Source organism: Streptomyces sp. AK02-01A, assembly GCF_033795305.1.
Lineage (GTDB): Bacteria > Actinomycetota > Actinomycetes > Streptomycetales > Streptomycetaceae > Streptomyces.
Genome location: NZ_JARBAE010000001.1, coordinates 552,128 through 578,037 on the forward strand (window position 1 = coordinate 552,128; position 25,910 = coordinate 578,037).

Annotated in this window: 1 protein-coding gene; it reads left to right on the forward strand. The window is 69.7% G+C overall.

The window, feature by feature from the left end:
* Positions 1-3 precede the first annotated feature (3 nt).
* Positions 4-25,764, forward strand: coding sequence for a lonely Cys domain-containing protein (locus PV679_RS02360; RefSeq protein ID WP_319678477.1), 25,761 nt, complete (start codon positions 4-6; stop codon positions 25,762-25,764).
* Positions 25,765-25,910 lie beyond the last annotated feature (146 nt).

Sequence of the window (25,910 nt, forward strand, 5' to 3'; positions counted from 1 at the left end):
GTCATGCCTGCCGGTGAGATCGAGCTGAGTGAGGGGTGGCGTACTCTTTTCAACAAGGTGCTTGGAATTCCGTTTCCCGCGCTGAGCGAGAGCTATCTGCGTGAACTGGCGGATGGTTACGAGGCGGTCGGGCATCGTGTCGATGAACTGCCCGAGCTGTTCAAGGACATCGAGCGGTCCATGGCGGCGCAGTTCGACGGCGGAGTGACGGTCGGGAAGTTCCGCAAGGCCATAGCGAATTTCCCGGAGTACATCGACGGTGTGCGTGGGGCCGCCCAGGCGAACGCGGATTTCCTGCGCAAGGTGGCGCTGGACGTCGAGTACGCGAAGTACATGGCCATCGGCATGCTCATCCAGATGCTGATCGAGATCGCCTGGTGCATCCAGATGGCGGTGCCCACGGGCGGCGTCTCCTTGCTGTGGATCCCGGTCATCCGCATGATGACCGCGTTGGGCCTGCGGAAGGTGCTGCAAGCCCTGCTGATGCGTGTCCTCGGCCTGGTCACCGAGGAGGTCACCTTCGGGATGGCGATGGACGGGATCGTCCAGCGGATTCAGATCGGCAAGGGCACCCGCGGCAAGATCGATCACAACCTGCAGGTCCAGACGCTGATCGGCTCCATGATCAGCGTGGCCATGGAGCTGCCGGCCGAGTTCTTCGCGGAGAAGGTCGGGCACTGGCTCACCGGCAAGATCTCCGGCGATGCCATGGACAAGCTGCGTCAGCAGTTCGGCAACCTCGACGTCAAGGACCTGGTGACCGAGGGGCTCGGCGACGGTGTGGCGGAGATCCTCGGCGGCGGGACGGGTCTGCTCACCGTCCTCGCTGCCAAGGGCGGCGCGGAACTCCCGCCGGACGTCGCGACGCGTTTCGGCGACCAGTTCGCCAGGCTGTTCGCCGACCACTTCGGCAAGGGCCCGGACGGCAAGGCGCTCGACGACCTGCGCGAGACCGGCCGGGCGTATGGGCACTCCCTGGTGGCGAACATCGACGGCACGGCAGGCGCCAATGTCTTCGGACCGGTGTGGAACACGCGCGGTGCCTCCGCCGTGCCCGGTCACGTGCGCGACGTCTTCAGCCGACTGCCCGAGGCGATCGGCCGGTCCACCACCCGCAACGTGAAATTGCTGATGACCACCGCAGGCGTCTTCATCGGCGGCGTCGCCGTCGAGGCGCTGGCGGAATTCGGCGCGGACGAGGCATCCAACGAGCTGTTCGCGAGCAAGGTCCCGGCAGACCAGCGCCCGGAGGACGACGGCGCCAACCCCTACACCTTCGTCGGAGCCCTGGTCACCGGTGCCCTCCAGGGCGGCGCCATCATGGCTCTCTCCAGCGCCATCGACAAGCTGAAGAACCTCGACATCCGCGTCCCCGACCCCGGCCCCATCTCGCCGCTCCCGCAGTCGGCCGAAGTCCTTCTCGCGCCACCGCTCACCACCGCCGACGCAGACACGGCCACGGTCGTCAGCGACGACGACACCCTCGTCGGCGACTCGCCCGATGACGGAGACGAGTTCTACGGGGACTACGGGCAGAAGGACAAGACGGACTCGGCCGGCAGCTCCGAGAACACGACCGGAACGGGAACACGCACCGCGTCGTCGTCCTCCACGTCCTCCACGTCCTCGTACGCCTCCACGGGCGCCGGGACGGGCGGGCAGAATACGCCCACAACCGCCCGATCCCTTGCCGGGAACACACCGTCCGGTCAGCCCGCCACCGGTCAGGCGGCGCCGCACCCTGCGGCAGCACCACAGCCCGTCGCCACCGCGTCCACCAGGCCGACGGCACCCGATCCGGCGCAGCCGGGCCTCGCTCCCATGCCCGCGCCCACGCCCGCGCCGGGATCTCCCGAGCCGACGCCCGGCCCCGTCACCGGACTTCAGGCGCCGGCCGCCACGGTCACGACGGCTGGTGGCGGCACGGTCACGTCCGGCGCGGGTCCGGCGAGCGAAGCGTCCGGTACGGCCCGGCCCGCCTCGAACCCGCCCACCGCTCCCACCGGCGGCACCAAGCAGTCCGGCACGACATCGCACGCGTCCACCGCACCGGGTTCCCAGCCGTCCGCGTCACGCGCCGCGGAGCCCGCGACGGCTGCCGCGGCGCCGACGACACCGATGTCGAGCGACGGCAGCGGTGACAGCGGCAGCGATGACAGCGGCGACGACCGCTCCGAGGCCGGGCACACGATGTCACACGACCGCGGCGGCGAGCACCAGGACGCCCGCCCGTCCCGCGAACCCGCCGCGGCTTCAGCACCGAACGCACCGAACGCGACGAACGCACCGAACGCGACGAACGCACCGAACACGACGAACGCGCCGAACGCGGCCGACGCCGGGACGTGGCCGATCCAGCCGGAGCAGACCATGGCGCCGGCCGCCGGGCCGGACCGTGGGCCGGAGCGGACCGACGGTCCGGCCTCCGGGTCGGCCGGTGCGCCGGCCGACCCGAAGACGGGGCCGTCCGGTCCGGTGGTGGTGTCCTCCGGTCCGCGGGACACCACCACCGGACCGGTGGACGACGGTCCCCGCCCGGCCGCCGACGCGGGCACTCGCCCCGTACACCTGACGCGGCAGGACGTCACCGACCGGCGCGAAGCAGCGCTCGGGGAGTACGGCGCGCGCCTCACCCAGGACACCGACGACCTCGCCCGCCGGGCGGAGACGCGGCCGGTGCGGGATGCCGGTGGTCTGGAGGAGGCCGCGGCGGAAGCGGTGCGGACCGAGCCGTTGTTGGCGGGGTTGCTTCCCGCTGATGTGGCGCGCGCTTTCGCCATTCAGCGGCGGGTGGATCCGGCGCGGCCGGTGATCGGGACCGACGCCGCGGCGTCGGCGTCGCGTGAGCGGCGTACGAGTGATCTGGCCGACATCACCCGTGTGTTGGCCGCTCGTGGTGGGCAGGCCGCCGAGGCGAGGGCCGTGGAACTGGCCGGCGGAAGGGCTCGTCCTGGTCTTTTCGCCGGAGGCCGGCGCGATGAAACGATACGTGGGGAGTCGTCGGGGGAGCGGGTGTCCGCGGCCGCCGCGCGTACCGACGGTGCGTCGGCCTCCACGGCCACCGAGGGCGCCACCGGAACAACGCCGCTGCCCGAGCACCTGGTGACCCGCCTGCGGAACATGAGCGTCGGTGCGCGGGACCTCCGGGGTCCCCGGGTCGCGCGGTCCGTGATGATGCGGTTCCAAGTGAGCCCGGACAGCCGTGTTCCCGCGACGGAGAGCGGGCTGACCGACCACGCTCTTGAGGATCTGCTGCTCGGGGACGAGTCGCGGGACCCGGAGCTGGCCGCGCGGGTGCGTGGGTACCGGGCAGGCGGCGCGTCTTCCGCCGCCACGCCCGAGCACGCGGAGCCGGCGGACGCGGAGCGGGGCACGGAGTACGACGACCTGCGGTTCGTACGGTCGCTCCTGGAGGGCAGCGAGGGCCGGCCTCGGCCGGGTCTCTTCGAGAGCGAGACCGCCGGGGCCGGCCCGGCCGGTCGGGCGCTCGCGCCCGAGGCCGTCGAGGAGGCGGTCCCGGAGCCACGGACCCCTTGGTATGTGCCGCGCATGATGGGCGAGTTCTCGGTGACCACGTCCACACCGATGGCACCCGAGGCGGCACGCCAGGAGGCGACACGGGTCGCGGAGCTCTTCGCTCCGCTGCTCAGGGATCGCAAGTCCGTGCCAGTGCTCATATCGGTGATCGAGCGGACACTTCTCCAGAAGGAGCCGGAGGAGTGGGGGAAGACACTGGTCAACGGCATGACCGCGGTGGTGGCGAACCACGATCTCCTCTGGGTTCTGCCGCGATTGACGGATGTGCGGTCGGCGGGTCCCGGTACGGAGTCTCCGACCCGGAAGTACAACGTGTCATTCACCAACAACACGGTGGGCAATGAGCGGAGCAGGGAAACCACCAAGGCGGTCGACCTGGCGTTCACCCATCTGATCAAGGGCGCCAGCACCGTCCTGGCCGCGTTCGCCATGGGCGCGAGTCCGATCGTGACACTGAAGGCGGTGTCCTCGCGGTCGGACGGTGTCCGCCGGACGGTCATCAGTGGCCGTAAGCCCTTCGTCCAGGGCTCGACGCGGTTCACCGGCCGTGTCGCGTTCCGGGTCTTCCTCAACGGCGAAGAGCTGGGTGCGAGCGCCGGGCGGCCTCATGCCGAAGGTGCTGTGGTGCGGCACCAGCTCGACGTCGAGTTTCCCACGGTGTTCTCGGCGGCGACGGAGCCGCGTCCCGACCGCGCCTCCGACGGGTCCGGCGAGTCCGCTCCGGCCGATTCGGCGGAGCGTCCGCCTGCCGAGCCCGGCGGACGCTCCGTTGAGCCTGCCGACGAGACGGCGCCTGCCGACGAGACGGTGGGGCCGGTCGGCCAATCGCCGGACGCGGTGCATCCGACTGTGACGCTCAACGCGATCGATGTGCGGCCCCTGGTGACCGAGCTGCACAAGGAACTGCTGCGGCGGGGGGTGTCCGCGAAGGCCGTCGCCGCCTGGACGGCCCACGCGCAGGAGGCCGTGCTGAACGAGCGGACCGCGCGCAATCAGAGCCGGTCGCTGTTGACGAGTGGTTACTCCTCACCGCTGTTCACGGTTCCGGCGTTCGCGGCCAGTGTGCGGATCCAGCTCGACTTCTACGGCGGACGGCTGGTGGACGTACGGGAGGGCGTCAGGGTCCGTGACGACCTGGGGGTGGGCGTCTCGACCATCACGGAGCGGCGTGGCGAGAGCGAGGCCGACGCGACCTGGGACGTCCTCGCCGCGCTCGGGCTGGCCAACGGCGCCGGGGACGGTACGAAGGACATGGGCCTGGTCAAGGCCCGTGCCGGTGGACGCCTCAGCTCGGGCTCGGGCAGCCGGTACACGTCCCAGGCTCTCAATCACACTGTTCTCAACACTCCGGACGCGGCGGCTCGTTACAGCGCGGTGTACCGGGCACGGGTCGTCGTCAGTAAGCGGGACGGCACGGTGTTCGAGCTGCCGCCGGTGCTGGTGGGGGCCGAGGTCGCGGTGTTGTGGCGGGACGGTCAGGGACCGGCGGCGTTCGAGCGACGCCATTTCGGAGACGTGATCAGCCCGGCGGTGCGGGAGGCGGTCGCGGCGGGTGCGGACGGCCGGCCGCCGCTCGAAGCGCTTTCCGCGCAGCCGTATGTGGACAGCGTGCTGACGTCGGCGCGGCGTGAGGGTCTGCTCGCGCCCGGCACGATGTACCGGCAGGACGAGCGTCTCAAGGACGCCTATCAGGCCAGGCGCGCGGCCGGTGAGCCGCTGCCGCTGGCGAGCCGGCGCGGTCTGGGATTCGGCGTGGCCGTGGCGTTGCCGTACTCGAAGGAGGTGTCGGCCGAACTGCGTGGCGCGCTGATGCGGCTGATCCGTGAGCGGCACATCAAGGGGGTCGACTGGCCGACGATCGACCGGCAGTTGGCGCTGTACTTCGGGACGCCGGCGCTTGAGGCGGACCTGGCCCGGGTGATGTCGGGGGTCACGCACACGGTCCGGGTCGGTGACCGGGATATCACCCTCAGAGTGGCGGCGCGCCTGTTCGACTCCAGGGGCACGACCCGTTATCCGATGACGGTCAACACGCGTGCCGCGGTCAATGACGTCGTGGAGGGCAGCCGGGAGCGTGGCGGTGCCGTGCAGTTCGCCGCCGGCGGCGGCGGCCGGTTCAAGTACGACGGCGTCACCGGTCGCGTCCTCGCCCTGTTCACCGGAGACCTCGGCGGCAGCGGGACCCTCGGTGTCGCTCGTGCGGCGAAGTCCTACCGGCGTACGGAGACGGTGGACAGCGTCGACGCGCATGTCATCGAGATCGGCTACGACCTGTCGACGCATGTGGCGGGTGACCGGAGGCCGGAGCCGAAGCAGTGGTGGTTCGGGAACAGGAACCACGTCGCCGTGGTCGCGATGCCGCAGACCCATGCGGCGGCGTCGCGGATCGATGACGAGGAGGTCTCGGCAGCCGGGAAGGTGACCGTCCTCGACACATGGCCGGACGACGACCACACGCCGGGGAACCTCGGCGCGGACCCTGATCGGACACCCCGGCTGAATCTGTCGCAGGGTACGTCCGCTCTGTATCCGGTCTTCCTGGACCTGCCGGAGGTGACGCGAGAGATCGTCGGCCTGCACCAGAGGATTCACGGTCTCGACGACCGTTTGCTGGAGCAGCCCTTTCACTGGCCGGACGAGATCCTCCGGGTGACGACTCCGAGCGCGCTCACCTCCTACGTGGGCACGCTCACGTCCCGGCGAGGGCTGACCTTCACCATTCCCGGCTCTTCCACGGGTCCCTACAGGACGGGTGAGGCCGACACCGTCGTACGGCTGAGGATGCGTCTCTACGCCGAGGAGATGCTGCCGGACGCGCAGGACGCGGAGATCGAGCAGTACTCGCAGGACATCGCCCGGCACTCCACCGAAAGCGACCGCAAGGGGTCGGCCGGCGGTCAGGCGGCGCTCGGGGTGGCGGTGCGGATCGGGTCCGGTGGAGACGACGGCCCGCTCGCCACGAACCTGGCCGTGCTGCCCGCGTCCGACGCGGAGCACGGGACCGGCGCGGACGGGCTCGACGACGACCCGGGCGAGCACGAGGGCAGCGGCGGCGCGGCCCGCGTCATCGTGCTGTCGACGGGTGCGGTACAGGCGGTCAAGGGGCGCCGCGTCGTCACCGAAGTCGATGGCATCACCATCGACCGCGCCACCTACGAGGGCACCTCCAAGAAGATGAGGGTGCGCCTCGTCCTCCAGGCCTCCGCCGACAAGGTGGAGAACGGGACGGAATCCGGGAAGCCCGAGACCGTCCACCTGCGCGTCGACCACGCGGCGGAGATGATCCTTCCTCCGCACCGTCTCAAGGACATCCTGCCCGCGGGCCACGCCGCACTGACCGAGCCGGACACGGAGCCGGACGGCGGCGACCCGGCGGGACCGGAGGCGCCCCGGACGGTGTCGGAGTCCGCGACGCCGGTGAAGCGCGGGTATCTGACGGGTTCCGTGCCCAGGACTGCGGTGCACGTGGAATCTCTGGAGGCCGAGGGCGTGGTCGACGAGATCCTCAAGCGCTTCAGGGACGCGGGACACCTGTCCCCGAAGGATCTGCGCGACGGGCCGTCGGCGAACGAACTGCGCAACCAGGTGAACGCCGCCTTCAGCCAGGACGCCCTGATGACGAAGGCGACGAGCCTGCTGGGCGAGGGCGTCTGGGCGTGGATCCCGGTCCGCAAGGCAGCCGGTTCCTACACGCTCTTCTGGGTGCGTGTGTCCCTCGCCGAGGTGAAACCCGCCCATGCCCATCAGCATCTGCCGAACGTCAGGCTCACCCTGCGCGGCGAACTCCTCAAGGCCGGGAAGACCACCCGGAAGAGCGCCGTGGCCGCCGCGGCCACCCTGAAGACCACGGTGCGGGGTGAAGGGCACCAGCAGGGCGCGGACGGACGGTCCGAGCATGAGCACGGTGGTGCCGAATACCTGGGCAAGGCTTCGGCGAGCCGCGGTACGAGCCACAGCGACGTGGCAAAGACCCTGTCGATCATCAGGGCCAACACGAGGGACCGGGACGGCTCCCATGCCTTCGACCACCAGGTGAGATTCAGGGTGGAGACGGCGGTGGTGACCGAACTGCCGCGCATCCTGTCGGCCCCCGCCGACGGCGTGATGACGCTCGCCGACGCCGTCGCCACGGCTGTCGGCAAGAAGCACCAGTGGCGGGACATCCGGAAGAATCATCTGTCGTTCGCGCGGTACGGCGACGGCGGCGGCCGGGAGGTGACCGGCCGGATACGGTTCGTGACGCCCGCTCATATGACGCTGCCCATCGAGGCCGGCACGGCCCGGGCGGAGTTGCTGCGGCGCGGGAAGGGAGAGAGGCCGCGGTGGGAGCCGGCGCGTTTCGCCACGGACGGGGAGGCCGAGGCCCTGGTCACCACGCTGGCCGACGAGCTGCACGCGTGGGACGTCCCGGCGGCCGAGGTGCTCAGCCGCTGGGTGAGGCAGGCGGTGCGACCCGAACGTGACCTGCGGCCGGACACGCCGCCACAGACGCGCGCCATGGACTTCGTCAGCCGGGCCGGTGCGACCTTCCAGCACCAGAGCGACCACAACGTGCTGCGGCTGCGGCTGGGAGACCTGCTGGCGGGCACGTACCAGGTCGATGTCGACGGTGACCAGGTACTGGTGGGCTTCGAACTGTCGAACCCGGTCGTGCTCGGTGACCCCGACGGGGTGGGTTTCAAGGCACGCCGGTACACCCAGCACGACGAGGACTTCGAGTCGGGTGCCGAACGGAGTGGTGAGATCACCCACGGCGCGGCGGGCGAGGGCGGTGGCGGCGGCGACCACGTCAACGAGATGGGCGTCCTCGGCGCCGAAATGGGCCGGGGCACGGGCCGTAAGACCATGGCGGGCACCGGGGAGACCCTGGAACGCAATATCGAGGGCACCCGCGGCTTCCGCTACTACCGATTCCGCGTCACCGTCACGATGACGCCCGTCAGCCGCTCGCACCGGGTGTTCAAGGTCGACGTGCCCGACGGTCTGATCGGCATGGTGCCGCTGCGCAAGGACGGGACGCTCGAAGGCGACCTGGAGACCACACGGTTGTTCACGGACGTGCCGCCCCGACTCGCTCCGATCCCCGAGGACATCCGTTGGGACGCGGACCTGACCGACCACCTGGCGAAGGTCACAGGTCTTCCGGAGGACCGCCGGCCCGGCGACACGCACGACACCGCTGACGGCCACGCCGATGGGACGACGCCGGAGACCGGGCAGATCGTCCACCTGGGCTCCCGGTCGCCCTATGACGCATGGCATGCCCTGGAGTCGGAGCAGAGGGGTGAGGAGAAGGCCCGGGACATCCTGGCCGCTGTGGACCGTCTTTTCCCCGGTCAGGAAGGAGAGATGCACGATGCGGCCAAGCGGGCGTACGGCACCCTGACGGAAAGGGAACGAGTACTCCACCACCGCGCCGTCGCCCAGCTCCTCCAGAACCAACTGACATCGGGCAAGCACTATGTGATGGAAGGCGGGACGCCGAGCGGTGGCCCGGCCGACTCCGTGCCCGCGACGCCGGCCGACGTGTCCCGTGTTCTGAGCGGCTCAAGCCCGTTCGTCCGGTCGCCGTTCCTGGATCTGGACACCTGGCCCCGGGCCGCGGAGGACTTCGAGGAAGAGGTCGCCCGCCGGGCGTATCAGGACCTGCTGGCGCATCGGACGATCCGCCGCGCTCTGCGCCGTATGGTCCAGGTGCTGCGTACATACACGGGACTGGTCGACTACGAGGTGCTGGGTGCCTTCGTCCGTGACGACGAGACCTACGCCGGCCAGGTGGGTACGCGACTGACTCCGGAGCAGATCGCCGACATGCTGGACTCGGGCACGCCCCGAGAACTCTTCACCGCTTTCTTCAACGCCGCTTTCGAGAACTCGGAAGCACCGGTGACACTGAAGACGGTGCTCGACGACATCCTGACCCATGCGGACTGGGAAAAGGCCGGGGAGCTCGGACTGGATGTCGACGGGCTGCGCCGGTACCACCAGGCGTTGCAGAACCCGGCACGTCGAGTCGGGCACGCGCTGCTGGAGGTGACCGCGCCCGGCTACGCGCGGCTCCTCGGCCACGAACCCTTCGCGCTGGGGAGTCTCATCACCCAGAACGAGAACTGGTTTTCCGACGGCAGGGAGCTGCTGGCCAGCCGGGCCTCGCGAGAGGTGCTCGGCGAAGAGGAGCGTATCGACAAGCGGCGCACTCCCGCCCACTACTACTACGCCGGTGCGCCGCTGAGCCGGCGCGAGGCGGAATACCTCTTCTTGGGGAAGCTGGAACAGCGGGTCCCCATCGGTGTGTCCCGTGAAGTCGTGCCGTTGAACAGCCTCCGTTTCGACAGCCAGGGTTTCCCGCTGGTGGACCATCTGAAGAAGCGGTCCGACGTGATCGACGTCAAGGTCGACGGCGTGGCCATCCGGGACCGGTTCGTGGCCAGGAACGTCACGAAGGTCGTGCGACGTACGGAGCGGGTGGATGTCCTGGAGACGGACACCCCGCTCATGTGGCGGGAGGGACGGCTTGAGTACAGCGTCGAACACTCCGCCTGGGCGCGGGAGTTGGGGGCGCGCGGCATCAGGACGCTCACCGGTGTGTCCGGCACCACCACGCTGCTGCTCAGCGCGTTCCGCTGGCTGAACGTACCGGACGTCGACACGTCGGACTTCCTCAAGGGCCTGATCGGCTGGATGGGCCTGCACGGCGACCACTCTCTGTACGAGATCATCCGGGGCGCCGAGATGGCCGGCTACACCGGCGTCGACGGCCGCCGCGTCAATCTCGCGGACGGCCCGTCCATGTACCGGACCCTGGACGCCCTCGGCAGCGGGTTCGAACGCTCCAATCTGCTTCCCGGCAGCGAGGAACGGGTCCTCGGCGACCTCCCTGACGAGAACGTCTACCTCAATCAGGTGCTGGGACGGGAAAGGCAGTTCCTGACCGATGTACAGGAAGATGTCGACCACCTGTTCAGGGACCTGATCGACGGGATCCGCGGCCGGGCCACGGAGCAGGTCTCGGATTGGATGCGCGCCAACAACGAGAAGCCGTCGGACCTTGTCGAGCGCCTCAGCCATGCCCAGGTGACCGCGCTCAATCTCTACACCGGCATGCATTACGAACTGATCAACAAGGTGCTGGCGGCCAGCCGTTGGGCGGACTCCGTGAGAGTCGCTCCGGGGCTGGTGGACCGCGTCATGCGGGACGCGGCTCGCAAGAGCGTCGACAGCAATCTGATACCGGACGGCGAGGACGCGAGCGCGTACTTGATGCATGACGAGCGTCTGCTGTCTCTTCGCGACGAGTACAGAGCGGAGTACGAGACGCTGCTGGACGCGGGCGCGGAGGACGCGGCATTCGAAGAGGCCAGAGGCACGTGGCGGAAGAAGGCGTTCCGCCGGCTGGACGAGATACTGCCCGCTCTGGTGAACCAGTCGCGGCTCCACGCGGACATGCTGACATCGGCGCTGCGTGTCCTGCCTCCGGTCAGAGGCGACGTCTGGCGGGGGAACTGGGCCGTGGGCGGCAATAATCTGATCAGTCCGTTCCTCAAGGCGATGTCCACGGGCTACAACTCACGGCTGATCACCGTCGACGACCTCACCAGTGCCTCCAGGGATGTGGACGTGGCCCTGGAATTCGCGCGCGATCACGAGGTCACGGATCTGAGCCGTCCCGTCCTGCTGAAGATCGGCCTGAAGGGTCTGTACGGACGGGACATCTCCTTGTTCTCCGGGGTCGAGGAAGCGGAAGTCGTCTTCCTGCCCGGCGCCCGGTTCCTGGTCACCTCCCGGCGGTGGGTCCTGGACGAGACACGGGGACGCGGCTGGCGATACGAGCTGATCGAGGCGGAGGAGGTGTCCCCGGACGAGGACGTCCACGAGCTGCTGCGTGCGAAGTCCGCCGCCTCCGATACGGTGCCCGTGGCCTCCGGTTCGGGGTCGCCGTCGGCTCCGGCGCGGCCGGAACCGGTCGAGGCCGGTGAGCGGGCCGTTCGGGAACCGGATTCGGCGGGCGGGGAGACGGCCGCGGCCAACGGCGGCGTGCGGCGGAACGCGACCCTCGCGACGCGTGGTCCGGACTGGGACGCGGCGCGGGCGGCGGCTCCGCCCCGTACCGCCGGGTTCTCGTGGATGGACCCGTTCTCGGGGGCGACGAACGGCATCCACGATCCGCGTGTCGTCGTGCGGTCCGGCTTCGATGTCCGCAGGTTCGAGGCGGACGGCCGGGCCTTCGCCGATCTGACGGTCAGGGTCCATCTGTCGGGCGACGGCCGGTCCGACGCGGAGACCGAGGCCCTGTGGGCGCGGGCCGTCGCCGGGGTCGAGAGAGCCTTCAACACCGATGTGACGCTGGACAGCGGGAGCATCCTGCATGTGACGCTGGATCGGGTCGCGCATCCCGCCGACGCGCATCTGAGCGCGGTGGTGACACGCCCCGGCACCAGGACCAACCAGCACGAGTGGTCTCTCACCGCGCGCGAGCAGGATCTGGCGCACGAGATCGGCCACCAGCTCGGCCTGCGGGACGAATACCGGGAGGAGGGCGCCGACGGGCGTGCCGGTGTCCCGGGCAGCCTGATGGGCGACTACCACGAGCCCGCACCCGACGGCATGCCCGCCGGAGGATGGCGTCCCCGCTACGGGACGATGATCGACGAATACCTCACCCGGTTCGACGGCAGCCATGCGCCCGGTACCGCCGGGGCCTTCCGTGTGCCCGGTGCGACGTCCCCGTCCGCGCCCGTCCCGGCCGGTTCGGGTTCGGGCGGCGGACTGTCGGAGAAGGCGCGTGGCAAGCGGCCGATGGTGGACGGGGGTGCTGCCACGGAGCGGAGTGGTCTCGCTCCGATTCCCGAGGAGGAGCTGACCGCGGTCCAGGCGGAGGACGAGGCGGACGCCCGGCGGTTCTTCGCACCACCCGAGTACGCGGTCTCTCCGAGGTTCGGTCAGGCTGTGGGTTCGGAGAGTTACGAGTTCCCGGACGACCGTCTGACGTCGGCTGTCGTCGATTCGGTTTTGGTGAATGTTCCGGAGAGTGCGCGGGGGAGGGTCGGCGAGTTCCTGCGCGGGTACTTCTCGTCGCCGACCGAATTCAACACGGGACTGCACGCGGCGGTTTCCGACCGGTTGGTGATAGAGACCGAGGGCTTCTCGTTCACGGTCGCTCTGCGGCTGGGTGGCTGGCAGCAGATGACGGATCCGCGTGGTGAGCCGCTGCTACCGGAGGCTTCCGACCCGATTCCGGACAGGCGGGAGATACGAACGCATCAACTGCTGCAGTGGACTCAGAGTTCCGGCACCAATAACAGCAGTGTGCAGAATGTCGCGGTTCCGCTTCCGATCGGTGTGGAGTGGAGGAGCGGAAACCGTGTCCTGGACAGCCTCACCACCAACACCACGGTGAATACGTTCAACAAGAGGATCACGAAGAACGTGTCGGTGGTGTCGGCGGTGAAGTCGGAGTGGGTGGTCAAGCATTCCGGATACCGGGCCGTCGACTTCCTCTTCGATGTGGGGGTCGTCACGACCGTGCGGTCCAAGGACGATCCGGCCCGGGCCAGGTATCACCACCGGATCGTGGAGGAGGCGCTGGTCGGGCGTTTCGACCGTGAGATCGTCCGTCACGCGGAGCGCACCGAGGACGACGCGTGGTATGCGACGTCGGATTCCTGGGCGGCGAGGCACGGTGAGAATGTGCGGGATCCGGGCGCCGAGCTGACGGCGGGATTTTCTGACGGGCCGTCCGGTGTCCTGGAGGGTGGAGTCGAGTCCCTGCGGCTGGGCGCTCCGGTGGATGGTGGTGGCGACCGGCCGCTGCCGGATCCGGTGGATCTGCCGCGTATCGGGGTGTTCGAGGCGGTGGGCGGTTGGTCGCTGCTGCGCGGGGCGGTGTTCGATGCGGCGAATTCCGCTCACCGTGACCCGTTCGACGGCTCGTTCCGGGAGTTGGTGGCTTTCACGGACCCGCAGCTTCTCAAGGGTGCTCTGCACCAACTGAGTGCGGGTGGTGTGTCGTCGCCGGTGCTGTGGAGCGAGGCATCCGGGCCCGAGTCGGTGTTCGTGAAGGCTTCGTACCACGATCCGGTGATCATCCGGGAGTTCGACGACAAGACCCGGATCGACAGTTCGGACAACTACAGCACCACCGCGGAGTGGTCGGAGACCCAGACTCAATCGAATGTCTATCCGTTGAATCTGGTCGCGGGACTTCCCAAGGAATGGGAACCGAAGGCGAATCCCTGGTCGCTCACTCTTCCGGATCTCTCCTACACGAGAAGTGTGACGGTCAGGAATCCTCCGCGCGGAGTGACCAGTAACGAGGTCCGGAAGATAAAGCTGACCGAGCCCACGGCGGTGGTCGAGGTCAAGGTCAGATTCGTCGTCAGTGGAAGGAACAAGCCCGACCGGGTGGTCGTTCTGCCTGCCCGATTCCGGCTGACGGCCAAGGACCTCGCCGGGCTGCGCGGGGAGTGGGGTCTTCCCGCGGCCTCGGACGCGGCAGGTGCCCTGGCTGTCTCGTCCGGCGGGAACCGTGGTCGGTTGCGGGCGCCGGACTGGTTCGGCAGGTGGATTCCGCCGCATGTCAGGGTGAGCGGTATCGGCGATGTCCGCCCGCTCGAAACCGCGGCCTACGATCTGCTCGGCCGGCTTCCCGGATTCATGCCCGCCGGCCTGCGGCGGCCTGATGGTGACACGGGGCTGTTCGAGCAGTTCTGGAGAGCGGACCTGGACGACAAGGTGTGGCCGGGCCATCTGGAGAACGTCATGAAGATCATGGGCGTGATCAGCCGGGAGGGGCTGGCCCAGCATGCTCCGGCCATGGTCAACGGGTATCACTCGATCACTCTGATCAAGCCCGGAGGACGGTCGGATGCGCTCACCGGGCACCTGGGTTCCCTGGATGAGGAGCACGTACAGCTCAGATTCACGGCGGAGTTCATCTCCGACGGGAACGAGCCGGAATTCCATGTGAACGGGAACATGGAGACGTACTACGGTGTCGTCTTCAACCTGACGCACAGCACGTCGCGTTCGTGGAACGTGACGGGTGGCGCGGCGGTGGCGACAGGTGGCCAGGTCGCGCCGTTCATCAACCTGTCGGGTCGGGTTTCCGGTTCCTACCGGTGGGCGGGTTCCACGACCGAGACGGCCGGATACATCACGGTCGGCGCGACCGGCGGCGGCTTCTCCGGCATGTCGAGCCTGCGGGGCTCCCTGCGCGTCCGCGTCGAAGTCGTTTCACCGCTCCAGCCCACCGCCACCGCCGGGCGGCTGCCCGATCCGGAGAATCCGAGCGCCTTGCGGCTACGGCCCGAACCGGTTCAGGTCGGTCTTTCCCTCCTGGCCGCGACCGACCTCCTCGACGAGAAGGACGACAGGACCGGCGATTTCCATCCCACGCTGCGGTACGCGTCCGATGACGCCGACGGAGGTACGCCACGACGAGTCCTCCGGCAGCCGGATGAATACAGCACCTGGAGCCAGCAGAGCCGTCCGGAGATTCCGTACCGGCTGCTCCTCATGGCGAACACCGCTCTGGGCGCCCACATCGAGGAGGGCCTGCGGAGTCTCGGTGTCCGGCTCAGCCGGGAGCAGGACCGCACCGACCTCGACCTGGCGCTCCAGCAGGTGGGCCAGCGCGCCCAGGACGGGCTGCGCGCTCCGTTCACCATCTGGGAACGGCAGGTCAGCACAACCCTGTTCGACGGCAAGAAGGTCGAGATCCGGCTCGGATTCTCCGGCGCGGAGCTGAGGAAATCCGGTGAGATCTCCGACGGTTACCTGTACGACCACGCGCTGGGCATAGCGAACGTCTCGCGGAACGAGTCCGAGGACACCCGTGCGCTCAGCTTCGCGGCCTCCTTCACCGCCACCTACAACAACGCCGCCCACGAGGCGCACACGATCATCGGGCATCCGTCCGCCGGTATTTCACCCAGCATCGGTTACTCGCGGAACGGGTCGACCACACAGAGCAGGGTCATCGGCGCGCAGACGGACCGGGTCAACATCGACGTCGAGGGACCGAAGGTGGTCGCGCGGGGCACCATGAAGGCCCACGTCACCATCGTCGTGGAGGACGGCGTCACCAAGGACCTGGATCCGGTACCGGTGGACATCCTGGCCCTCGTACCCGCCGACAGCGCCCGCACCATGGGACTGCTCGCGCCTCCGGCGGCCAACGACGCGCGGGGCGGCGACCAGGACCAGGCCGACGATGTGCTGGCACCTCTGTCCGTGCTGCGAGGCGACGGCTTTGACCAGGCCAACATCGTCAGCATCCCCGACCTTCGCGGAGCGGTCGCCACGGCCCTGCGGAAACTTCAGCGGGAAGGATTCGCGCCCGCCAGGATCGAGGGAATACGGCACGCTCTCCAGGCCCTTACGTTGCGGGAAGCCGTCAAGGCGCTCATGGAAACGGCGCTCACCACCGGGATCGTGATCCCGGTCGACACCACCACCGCACTGGCGTCCTACACCGACCGGATCACCATCAAGGCCGCGGTCACCGGCGCGAAGTCCAGAGGAGTCACCGAGGGGCAGTTCGTCACCGAGGGAAAGAACATCGTCGTCGACGCCGGCAGCAGCGAGACGCGGCACGCCCGGTCGCACAACGCCGGTGTGTCCCTCAACGCCAGTGCCGACCCTGTCCGTGACCCGGGCAACAGCAAGCGGTCCATCCCGCTGAGCCTCAGCGGGAGGCTCTCCTCCGCGTACTCCCGCGGAAGGAAATCCGAAACGGAGATCCAGGACAGCGTCGCCCATCTGCATGTCGCGAAGAACGCGCAGACCGAACTGGACCTGGAATTCAGCATCACGCTCGTGTCCCACGAGACACGGGAAACCGGCTCGTCGGTCCTTGACCCGTTGGTCGCCCGCCTCTTGGGAACCACCAGGGAAACAGAGCTCTACCGCGGTCCCGTGGACGGACACCTCGTACTCGCCCACCCGCGGTCCTTCGCGCGGTCGCGATCGGAAGACGCGCTCGAACTCACCACCGTCGACGAGCTCCCCGACAACGCGCGGCGCATCCCACTCACGCACGCCGACCTCGCCGAGACCCACTTCGCGACCTTCAGCGGCCTCGACCGGGTGAGTGACGCCGTCGTCCACTACGTCAGCGCTTTCCAATGGTCGGTTTCCGGCAGCTCCTCCAGGCAGGCGAACTCCGAACAGCTCAACACCCTGATCAAGACGGTCTTCTCCAGCATCAACGCCAACCGCATCGGAAGAACCCTCGTCGAGCCGCTCCACATCCCCATCACCCGGCCCGGAACCCTCAAGGACGCCGACGACGTTCTCATCATTTCCACCCAGATCCACGATGTCGCGGAAGCTCCCGTGGGCACCGGCCTTCCCTCCCGGCACAACAAGACGATCGTCAAGGAGTACCAGCGCGGCACAACAGGGTCCGGTGGCAGCTACAACTACAACCAGACGCTGTCCGCCGGTCTCACCGTTCAGATTCAGGGACGGGAAATCAAGGCGGACGCCACCGCGCGGGGAGGCATCAACCCGTCTTTCTCCCGCGCCAAGACAAGCGGGAGCGGACTCCCGGACAGCAAGACCATGCGCGAGACCGGTAACAAGACGACGCCCGACGCCGGCCTGTTCGCCGATCCCGACAGCAGAACAACCGTCCGCCTCGCGTCCACCCACGTCAGCTACCACATCTCGCTACAGAGCGACCTCGCCCGGACCCACGTCATCAACGTCAGAGGACCCCAGGCGGCCGTCTTCTATCCCACCCACACCACCGCCCAGAGACTCCTCACCCTCACCCCCGACGTCACCGACACCAGCAACACCGACACCGACACCGACATCCCACGCGTTCCCGGAGCCTGGCCCGACACCGGCACACCACCGAGTCGCCACGAGGGCGCCGACACCACACGCGGTGAAGACCTCCAGGACGAGACGCGGGAGAAGCTGAAGTGGCGGAGCCGCCTCCACCCGGGCGGCCCGACGCCGGCGGCAGCCGCCGACGGTGTGCCCGACGCCGACCTCATCAAGGAGGTCAACCGGGAACTGCGCAGGCTGGGTTGGGCCAAGGAAGCGGTGTCCCAGGAGGCGGTGTGGGAGCAGTACCAGAAGCTGCCGGAGGTCTTCAAGTACGCTCCGCGTCCCCACGTCGTCAACCACCTGGCCTCCATGGTGGTCAGCGGCAAGCCGATGGGGCTCAGGGGTGGCGGGATCCTGTCCCGTATCAAGAACAGGCGGGAGCCGTCGGCCACCTCTGGGGCCGGCAGCAGCCTGATGGCCGGGGCCGCGAGGCCGGTTGCTTCATCGGGGTCGCGGAGCGTCCCGTCCTTCGGGCCCAGCGGGCACGACCCGCGGGAGCGCTGGGTGGACGCGCTGAACGACCACCAGCACGACCTGGGCCTCTGGGTGGACGACACGCCGGACAGCCCGTTCTCCCGGGCCCTCACCGCTCTGGCCGATGCCGGGCATGACGCGGATTCCGCTTCACCGGCAGCCGTCGCGTTCGTCGCCCGCCGGCTCCAGAACCAGCGGGACGTGACGTCCGTGGTGGCATCGCGCGGACCGGGCACCATGAGCGCCGACCGGGTGGAGTTCGACCACCAGGACGCCAAGAGCCTTGAGAAGTCCGTCCGATCCGCACTCGGCCCATCGGAACCCGACGACGCCCGCCACACATACTCAGCCAACCCCGAGCGGGTTGCTTCGTCGGCCGCACGGTACATGCGGGCCGGTGCCCGCGGTTCCGCCGGTGGTGTCCGGGCTCCGCTGCCGCCGGCGTCGTGGACGGCCCCCGGCTCCGAGGTGGGTGTGCTGGACAGGCTGTGGGGGCGGGATCCGGGCCTGCGGGACACGCCGCTGGATGTGGACCGTCTTGCCCGTCGCGTTCTGCATCTGCGGCAGGACCGGGTGGACAACAGTGTGCGGGGGGAGTTGTTCGCGCTGGTGCGGGACGCCGTCGCGTGGGGACAGGACACGAGCCTGGCCGCGCTGGGTGCCCATCACATCCGTACCGGCGCCGCGCGGCAGGTGCTGCCGCTCGACCGGGGTGCCGGCAGCGGTGTGAACCTGACCGGCAGCTACGTGGGTGATGTCTCCACCCGTCAGGTGTGGAGCACGCCGATCGCCGGGGCCCTCACCAGCAGCCGCGCGCCGTGGCGGGGAACGCCCCTGCTGGTGGTCGGAGACGGCGACCACACGGGTGTCGGGGTGCCGTGGTCCGATGGCTCGCGTCGCTGGATGAGCGCTGAGGAGGTCGCGGAGTACCTCGTCGTGGAGATGGCGGGGCAGCCCGCCGGCCGGTCGATCGTGCTGGCGTGGCCCTTCTCCGGCGACCAGGACCTGTATCTGCCGCGGCTGGTGGCACGGCGGACCGGCCGCACGGTCTGGTCCTACAGCGCCGTGGTCCGACTGGAGCGCGATACCCAGGGGTACTTCCTCACCGGCGTCGAACAGAAGGCGGGAGGGCTCGGGGACTGGGTGGTCAGTGAACCCGGTCATCTGGTCGGCCCCCGCCCGGGTGACACGCCGGAGTGGTGGGAGCCGCTGTGGTCGAGCCGCGCCATCGTCAGCCCCGGCCACCGCCGTCTCGGACGAGTCTCGCTGGCCCGGCACGAACTCAACGAGGGGCGGCTGCACAAACTGCGCCGCCTGCTGGAGTACCGGGGCCGGTTCGACTACAACCCGGTCACGAAACTGCTGGTGGGCGAGATCGCTTCCGCGCCGGAGGCGGACTACTTCTACTACGGTCACGGCCTCCCCAACCAGATCATCGTGCCGCTGGTGAACGGGCAGGAGGTGCTGGTGCCCGGTGCGTCGTTCGCCAGGGCCCTGGCCCGGCGGAACAGCGTGCGCCGTCTCACCGAGGCCAGCGAGGCATCGGCGCGCGGCGGCGGCAAGCGCCTCAGCCTGTTCTTCGCGCCCTGTTACGGTGCCGCCGCGTCGGACCTGCCCCCCGAGCGGTATATGAACGCCGCCGCTCCTCCCGCTTTCGTCCTCGACCCGCTGGAGACCGTCTCCACGGCCCAGCACGTCGCGAACGAGACCAGGCTGATCGTCCCGACCGGTGGCGACCAGACCGTCGGTAACTGGGAGCACCCCGATGTCGGTCTCGTGCACTACCTGCACACGGACGTGCGGGGCACTCCCGGGCAGTCGCCGACGCTGTGGCCGGAGCCGACCTCCGAAACACTCGACAATCAGGCCCGCCTGGCCGGGCTGCACCACGGCCCGGGACCGGTCTCGGGCGCCGACCGGGACGCCACACTGCGACTGGTCCGGGCGCTGCGGCTGATCCTCGGCGAGGACGCGGACACTCGTCCCGACTACCCGAGCCTGCTGGTCGCGATCGGGTCCGTCGAGTTGCTGCGGCGAGCGGACCCCGTACTGGCCAGGATGGCGCCGCTGTTCACCATGGACCTGCTGGACCGGGTCGTGCGGGCCGACCACAACATCCCGCAGGCCCCCGGCAACCGGCTGGAGCGAAGCCGGTACGAGGCCACACTGTCGCGGTCGCGGACGGTTTCCAAACGGAGCCGGGAGGCGCGGTTCTCCCGGTCCGTCACCCAGGCGCCGGGAGTGCGGCGGGTCGCCCAGCGGCCCGTCTACGACGAAGAGGTCCGCGACACGCTGGGCGTTTCCCCGGCAGAACCCCTGAGGGCGACGCACTACTCGAAGTACTTCTGGGTCGGAGTCGCGACCGAGGAGGTGTTCGCCCGCCAGCGCGACGTACGCGCCTTCACGGCCCGCGTCCTGCACTCGCCCAGCCCCGATCCGCGTACATCCGCGGCACGGCACACGGTGGCCTGGGCGCTGGCACGCGGATACAACCCCTCCGACGTCGACGCGCTCGCCTCTGCCCACCTGATCCGGCAGTTCGGACTGACGAGGGCGGAGGCCTCGCTCACCGGGAAGGCCAGCGGGCGGAACTACGCGCCGATGGACTTCCCCGGAGGTGTCGACGCGACGGTGCTGCGTGTCTCGTCCACAGCCACCATGCAGGCGCCGTGGCTGTCTCTCTGGATCGTGCCGCCGCTGGTCGTCATCCTGGGCGCACCGACCGGCGGGCCGGTGGGCCATGGGCGGGTGGAGCTGACCGGGCCGGACGGCACGCGGCTTGTCGTGCCGGAGAACGAGCTGGTGGAACTGCTGGCCCGGGACAGCGCCATCTTCCAGAAGCCCCTGAATGTTCCGTTGGTGCTGGCGATGTCGTGGGCCGCGACGGCCAACCCCGACCTGCCGGGCAAGCTCGCCGACCGGCTGGGCCGCACGGTCTGGTACGCCGAGGGCCCGGTCGGCTGGGCCAATCTCCAGGGCACGGGCCCGGCGGTGATCGATTCGACGGTGTCCGGCAATCCGGTCTGGAGGTGGATCGCTCCCGGGGCCCGGAGGACCAGACTGGCCGCCGGGGGCCCCACGTTCGGCTACGCCCCTGGGCAGGATTCGGACGGCACGCGGGGGCGCTGGGTGGACGCGCTGAACGACTACCAGCACGACCTGGGCCTCTGGGTGGACGACACGCCGGACAGCCCGTTCTCCCGGGCCCTCACCGCTCTGGCCGATGCCGGGCATGACGCGGATTCCGCTTCACCGGCAGCCGTCGCGTTCGTCGCCCGCCGGCTCCAGAACCAGCGGGACGTGACGTCCGTGGTGGCATCGCGCGGACCGGGCACCATGAGCGCCGACCGGGTGGAGTTCGACCACCAGGACGCCAAGAGCCTTGAGAAGTCCGTCCGATCCGCAGTCGATCCGTCGCGACCCGATGACGCCTCCTCCCGCCCTCGGCCGGTGGACAGCGAGGTCGCGGCCTCGTCACCGGCGGAACCCTCGGAGACGGCGCTCCCCGACTCACTGGCCGCGCGGCTGGGCAACCTGTCCCTCGGCCTCGCCGACCTCCAGGAAGTGCTCCCCGTCGGCTCACTGCCCGTCGGACTCCGGCTGGATCCGGCCCTGCGCCGGCGTGCGGCGGACGTGGGCCTCACCGAGCAACAGATCGAGACACTGCTCGCCGACAGGCCGGACCTCGACAGGGAACTGGCGGACGACCTGGTCGCCTTTCGCCGCACCGGGTCGCCGGTCTCCGTTCCGGCAGGACCGATCTCGCCTGCCGAGCCGGACCCCGCTCCGGACCGCCGCGCCTGGATCTCAGCGGGGAAGAAGCGGAGCGCGGACGAGTCCCACGCGCGACAGCCCACAGCCGGCCCTTCCACGAGCCCGCGGGACGCCCACGGGCGCCAGACAGATCAACACGAGGACGCAAGCCGAGCCACCGAGCGGGGGAGATGGAAAGCCGCCGTCAACCCCGGTGCGCGAGAAGGCCACACGGGGACACCTTCGCGGGCCGACGGAGCGATGACCGTCGGTACGACACCGGCGGTCGTCACCAGGTTCGCCCGGGGCGCGGACGACACCGGCGGCCTGGAGACGGGAGCTGTCCGCATGGAGCCCCTGCCCGCCCACGTCCTCAATCGAATTGGCGACCAGGCCGCCCAGGCCCTCGACGGCGTGCCGCGGGACGTTCTGCGACCGCTGATCGGCAGGACACTCGCCGCGGAGAACCTGCCGAGGCGATGGTCCGCCCTGCGCGGCGAAGGATTGCCGGTCACCGTGGAGCACGGCGGCCGCTCCCAGACCGTCGTCCTGCGCCTCCGCCTCGACGGCCCTCGAAGGCCGGCGGCCGACCCCGCCCCGGCACCCGTGGATCCCCGGCGGTCGAGCACCACCGCTCCGACCTTCGACGCCCGGACTCTCGGCCGTAACCGGCGTTCCCTCGGCATCAACTGGGGGCCGCTGCTGGGCCTGCCGGTCTCTCCCGAGATATCGGCCACCGTGAACGAGGTTTCGACCTCAGCGGCGGTCAGCACAACCGTCCGTACCTCGACCTCGGTGCACAACACCCGGCTTCCGGAGGCGTACGACTTCGCCATGCGGTGGGACATCCGCGTACAGGTGCCCGGCGAGAACATCTCCTGGACGCCTCTGGAAACCGACGCGTCACTGCGGGTCTGGTTCCCGCGGGCGGCGGACGGAGGGCCCGAGCGGCAACGGGCCGGACTGCACACCGTCACCCGCGTCCTGCCACTGGCGGCAGTGCACAGCGTGCCCCGGGCCGACGACCTGTTGCACGAGGTCACCGCCTTCTTCGCAAGGGACCTCTCCCGTCTGTCACCGGCGTCGCACGACGTCATGCGGGCCTTCTTCAGCGAAGCCGCACTGCGCGACGGAATACCGACGATGCTGGACGGCCCGCACACCTCACCCGTCCTTCGTTCGCCACAGGGGAAGGCGGTCGGCTACTTCCGGGTGACCGCTCGGCTGCGCGAGCCCGGAACCAGGACCTGGCAGCCCACGGGCGACTCAGTGGTGCTGGAGAGCATGGTGCGGCTGACGGAGGAGACCGCGGGGCGGGCGTCCGTCACCAACCGGCTGACGGGCGGACTCGGCCTGTCCCTCGGACTGCCGATCGCCTCTCCCGTCGCGGCGAGCGTCAGCGGCAGAGCCACCGGGGAGACCGTGCACACGCTCGGTGTGACGAACACCCTCCAGAGCCTGATGGGTCTGCGGGTCACCAGCCCGTCAGGTCTGGTACCGGCCGATGTCACCTACCAGGTCACCCTGGTACGGCCGAAGCGCTCGCCGGACGAATCCACCATGACCAGCGCTCCGGGCCAGGCCGTGTTCCACGTGCCCTCCGCCGCCGCGCTTCAGGGGACCGGGCCGACAGCCCGGTTCCTCCCGCCCGACGTCGCGGAGCTGCGCAGCCTCGGCATGTCCACCACCGTACTGCGGGTCGATGGGGCGGAACCGCTGTACGACCACATCGAACGCGAGCTGACCGCACGACGGTTGCTGCCGGACGCCTCCGCCGCCGACTGGGTCAGGGGCGCGGAGCGCAGGGAACAGCGACTGGCCAACCTGCTCACCCTCGACAGCCTTCGCTCGCAGCCGGTCCAGCGTGCGATGCTGGGCCAGCAGATCGGCGCCGGGCATCTCGTGGCGTTCGCCGGCGCCGACGCCGTCGGCCGTGAACGGGCGACGCTGAACGTCTACGTCGTGCGGGACGGCGAGAAACCGGTCCAACACGTAAGCAGCCTCCCGGCAGTCCGGGTACACAACTGGGCCGAGTCGGGAGCACCGAGCGCGGACCGTCTGGCCTCCACCACGTTCGGTGTGTCAGCCGCCGCGGGCGCTTCCGTGAGCGCCGACGTCGAACTGCTCGGCGTGGACGTGCGGAACCTGGGCAGCCAGTGGCGCGGCTCGCACCACGTCACCACCGCGGACGAACGGAGCACATCGGTCACCGAGCGGCGCCACGCACCGGTACCTCCCGGCGACGGAGTCGAGATCTACGCCGTCCCCGCCTGGCTGCACGCGGAGTCCGAGGGCGGACATCCGCTCGGGGAGGCCGTGAAGGTGCCCATCACGGTCCACATCGCGGTGCCGACCCACCGAACCGGCACCGAACCATGGGACGCCGCCCGTGCCGCAGGCGACACGACACCGGACGAGGACGGCGCGTCCGCGACCCTGAACCGGGCCGACGCCGGCGTTCTCCTGCAGACGGCGCACGTCGAGTCCGTGGCGGGCAGCCGGTCCCTTACCACCGAGGTCGCCCGGCTCCTCGGTGCGCCGTCCGTGACGCCGTCCAGGAACCTGGCCGAGAACGCCGCCGCCGTGGACCACGCGGACGACACAGCGGAAGCGGACCACACCGGCGACGCCGCGCGCGAGCCGCTGCTCACCAAGGGCCCGGCCACCCCTCAGCCGGGTGCGGCGGTACGGGCCACCGGGCAATGGCTGACATCCCGGGTGAGCGGGGCGCCACCGGGCAGCCGGACGAATCTGGTCCACGGCATCGTGCGGCAGGCACTGGCTCCCGCCCGGCTCGTCGCGGACGCCCCGGCGATCTTCGGCGGCGGTCTCGTCAGGGAACTGGGCCTTGGCCACGGTCTGATCACGGGTACCCGGGTCCGCGTCACGGTCGAAGGACGCCTGCGCGCACCGCGGTACGCGGGACCTGTCGGATTCGCCGAGCACCGCCGCGGCCTGACCACGACCAAGACCGCGGCGGTGATCCGGACCACGGACAACCAGCAGGGCCCACAAGTGACGGCCGCCGGCGATATCGCATCCCTGGACGCCGTCGCCTCCAACGCGCAACTGAGCCTCCGCCTGACCGAGTCGACCGCGCGGACCGAAAACGACGCGGCGAACACCACCTGGATGATCAGCGCCAGTTCCTCCCCTCTGCACCGCATACGCGCCACCGCCGACTTCGACATCACAGTGGAGACCGCACAGGACGGCCTCCTTCCGGGCGCGCTCTCGGCCGAGCGCAACGTCAGCCGCACGACCGCGACCGTGACCGAGCCCGACGGCGTAGAGCTCGTCGTCACCGAGGACGAGCTGCGCCGCCTTCGGGTGCTGCCGTCCGACGACGGGATGCCCGCGCCCGCCGCGCCCACACCGTCGGAGCGGATGCTTCCGGCGGCGATCGTCTCCGGCTCGGACACAACAGAGGCATCGACAGTCGTGTCGATCCGCCCGCGCAACGGTCCGGCGGCGCCGCGCGACCTGGTCGTCTCCCTGGTCGAGAAGGCTTCGCCGGGGGTCACCTCACTGAGGAGCGGCAACTACCTGCCCGGGGTACTGCCTCAGATATCCGAACTGACCTCGGCACCGGCACTGCGCGCACTGGCCGCCACGCCCGCGGGCACCACCGGCTTCCGTTTCGTGCATCGCTCCGCCTTTCCACGGATCGTGGAAGTGACCCTGTCGGCACAGCCGGCCGTGGACCGGTCGGCAGCCGTCCGGAGCCGACCGGGCCCAGTGGCCTCCGCCGGGGCCGTGGCCGGCGCATCCGTCGACGACCGCGCCAACCCGCCGTCTGTCACCCGCACCGGCGGGTTCCAACTGGGCATGGACACGCTGTTCAACCTCTCCGATGTCGCGCAGCTCGACCTGACGCAGCCAAAGGACGCGTCCGACCTGCCCTTCCCGCAGGCCGGCGAGGCAGCGGACTCCCTCGGCACGGAGCACCCGATCGACTTGGTGACGGAGTCCGAGGTCTCCTACACCTTCACCGTCACCGTGAGGTCCAGGGCCCTGAGCGCGGCGTCTCAGGTGCCCCGGCAGCGCGTACTTCCGCAGCCGGCCACGGGGCAGTCGGCGTCGTTCGACGCCACGGCCGTCATCCGGGTCGCCGCCGGCAAGGCGCCGCCCGCGCCGCAGCCGTCGGCAGCGGATGTGTGAGAAGTTGTGTCCGTCTCCGTGTTGACATGCATCCGCGTGTGGTACTTAACATGTAACTAACGCAAGCACCTATTCAAACCTGCCCCGGAGCCGCTGACTGAGACCGGAGAAACGTCACATCAGAGGCGGAGAACGGCAATACGCAG

Bases quoted from the DNA above. Each gene is read 5' to 3' on its own strand.
- PV679_RS02360 (WP_319678477.1), top strand. From the start codon at position 4: ATGCCTGCCGGTGAGATCGAGCTGAGTGAGGGGTGGCGTACTCTTTTC.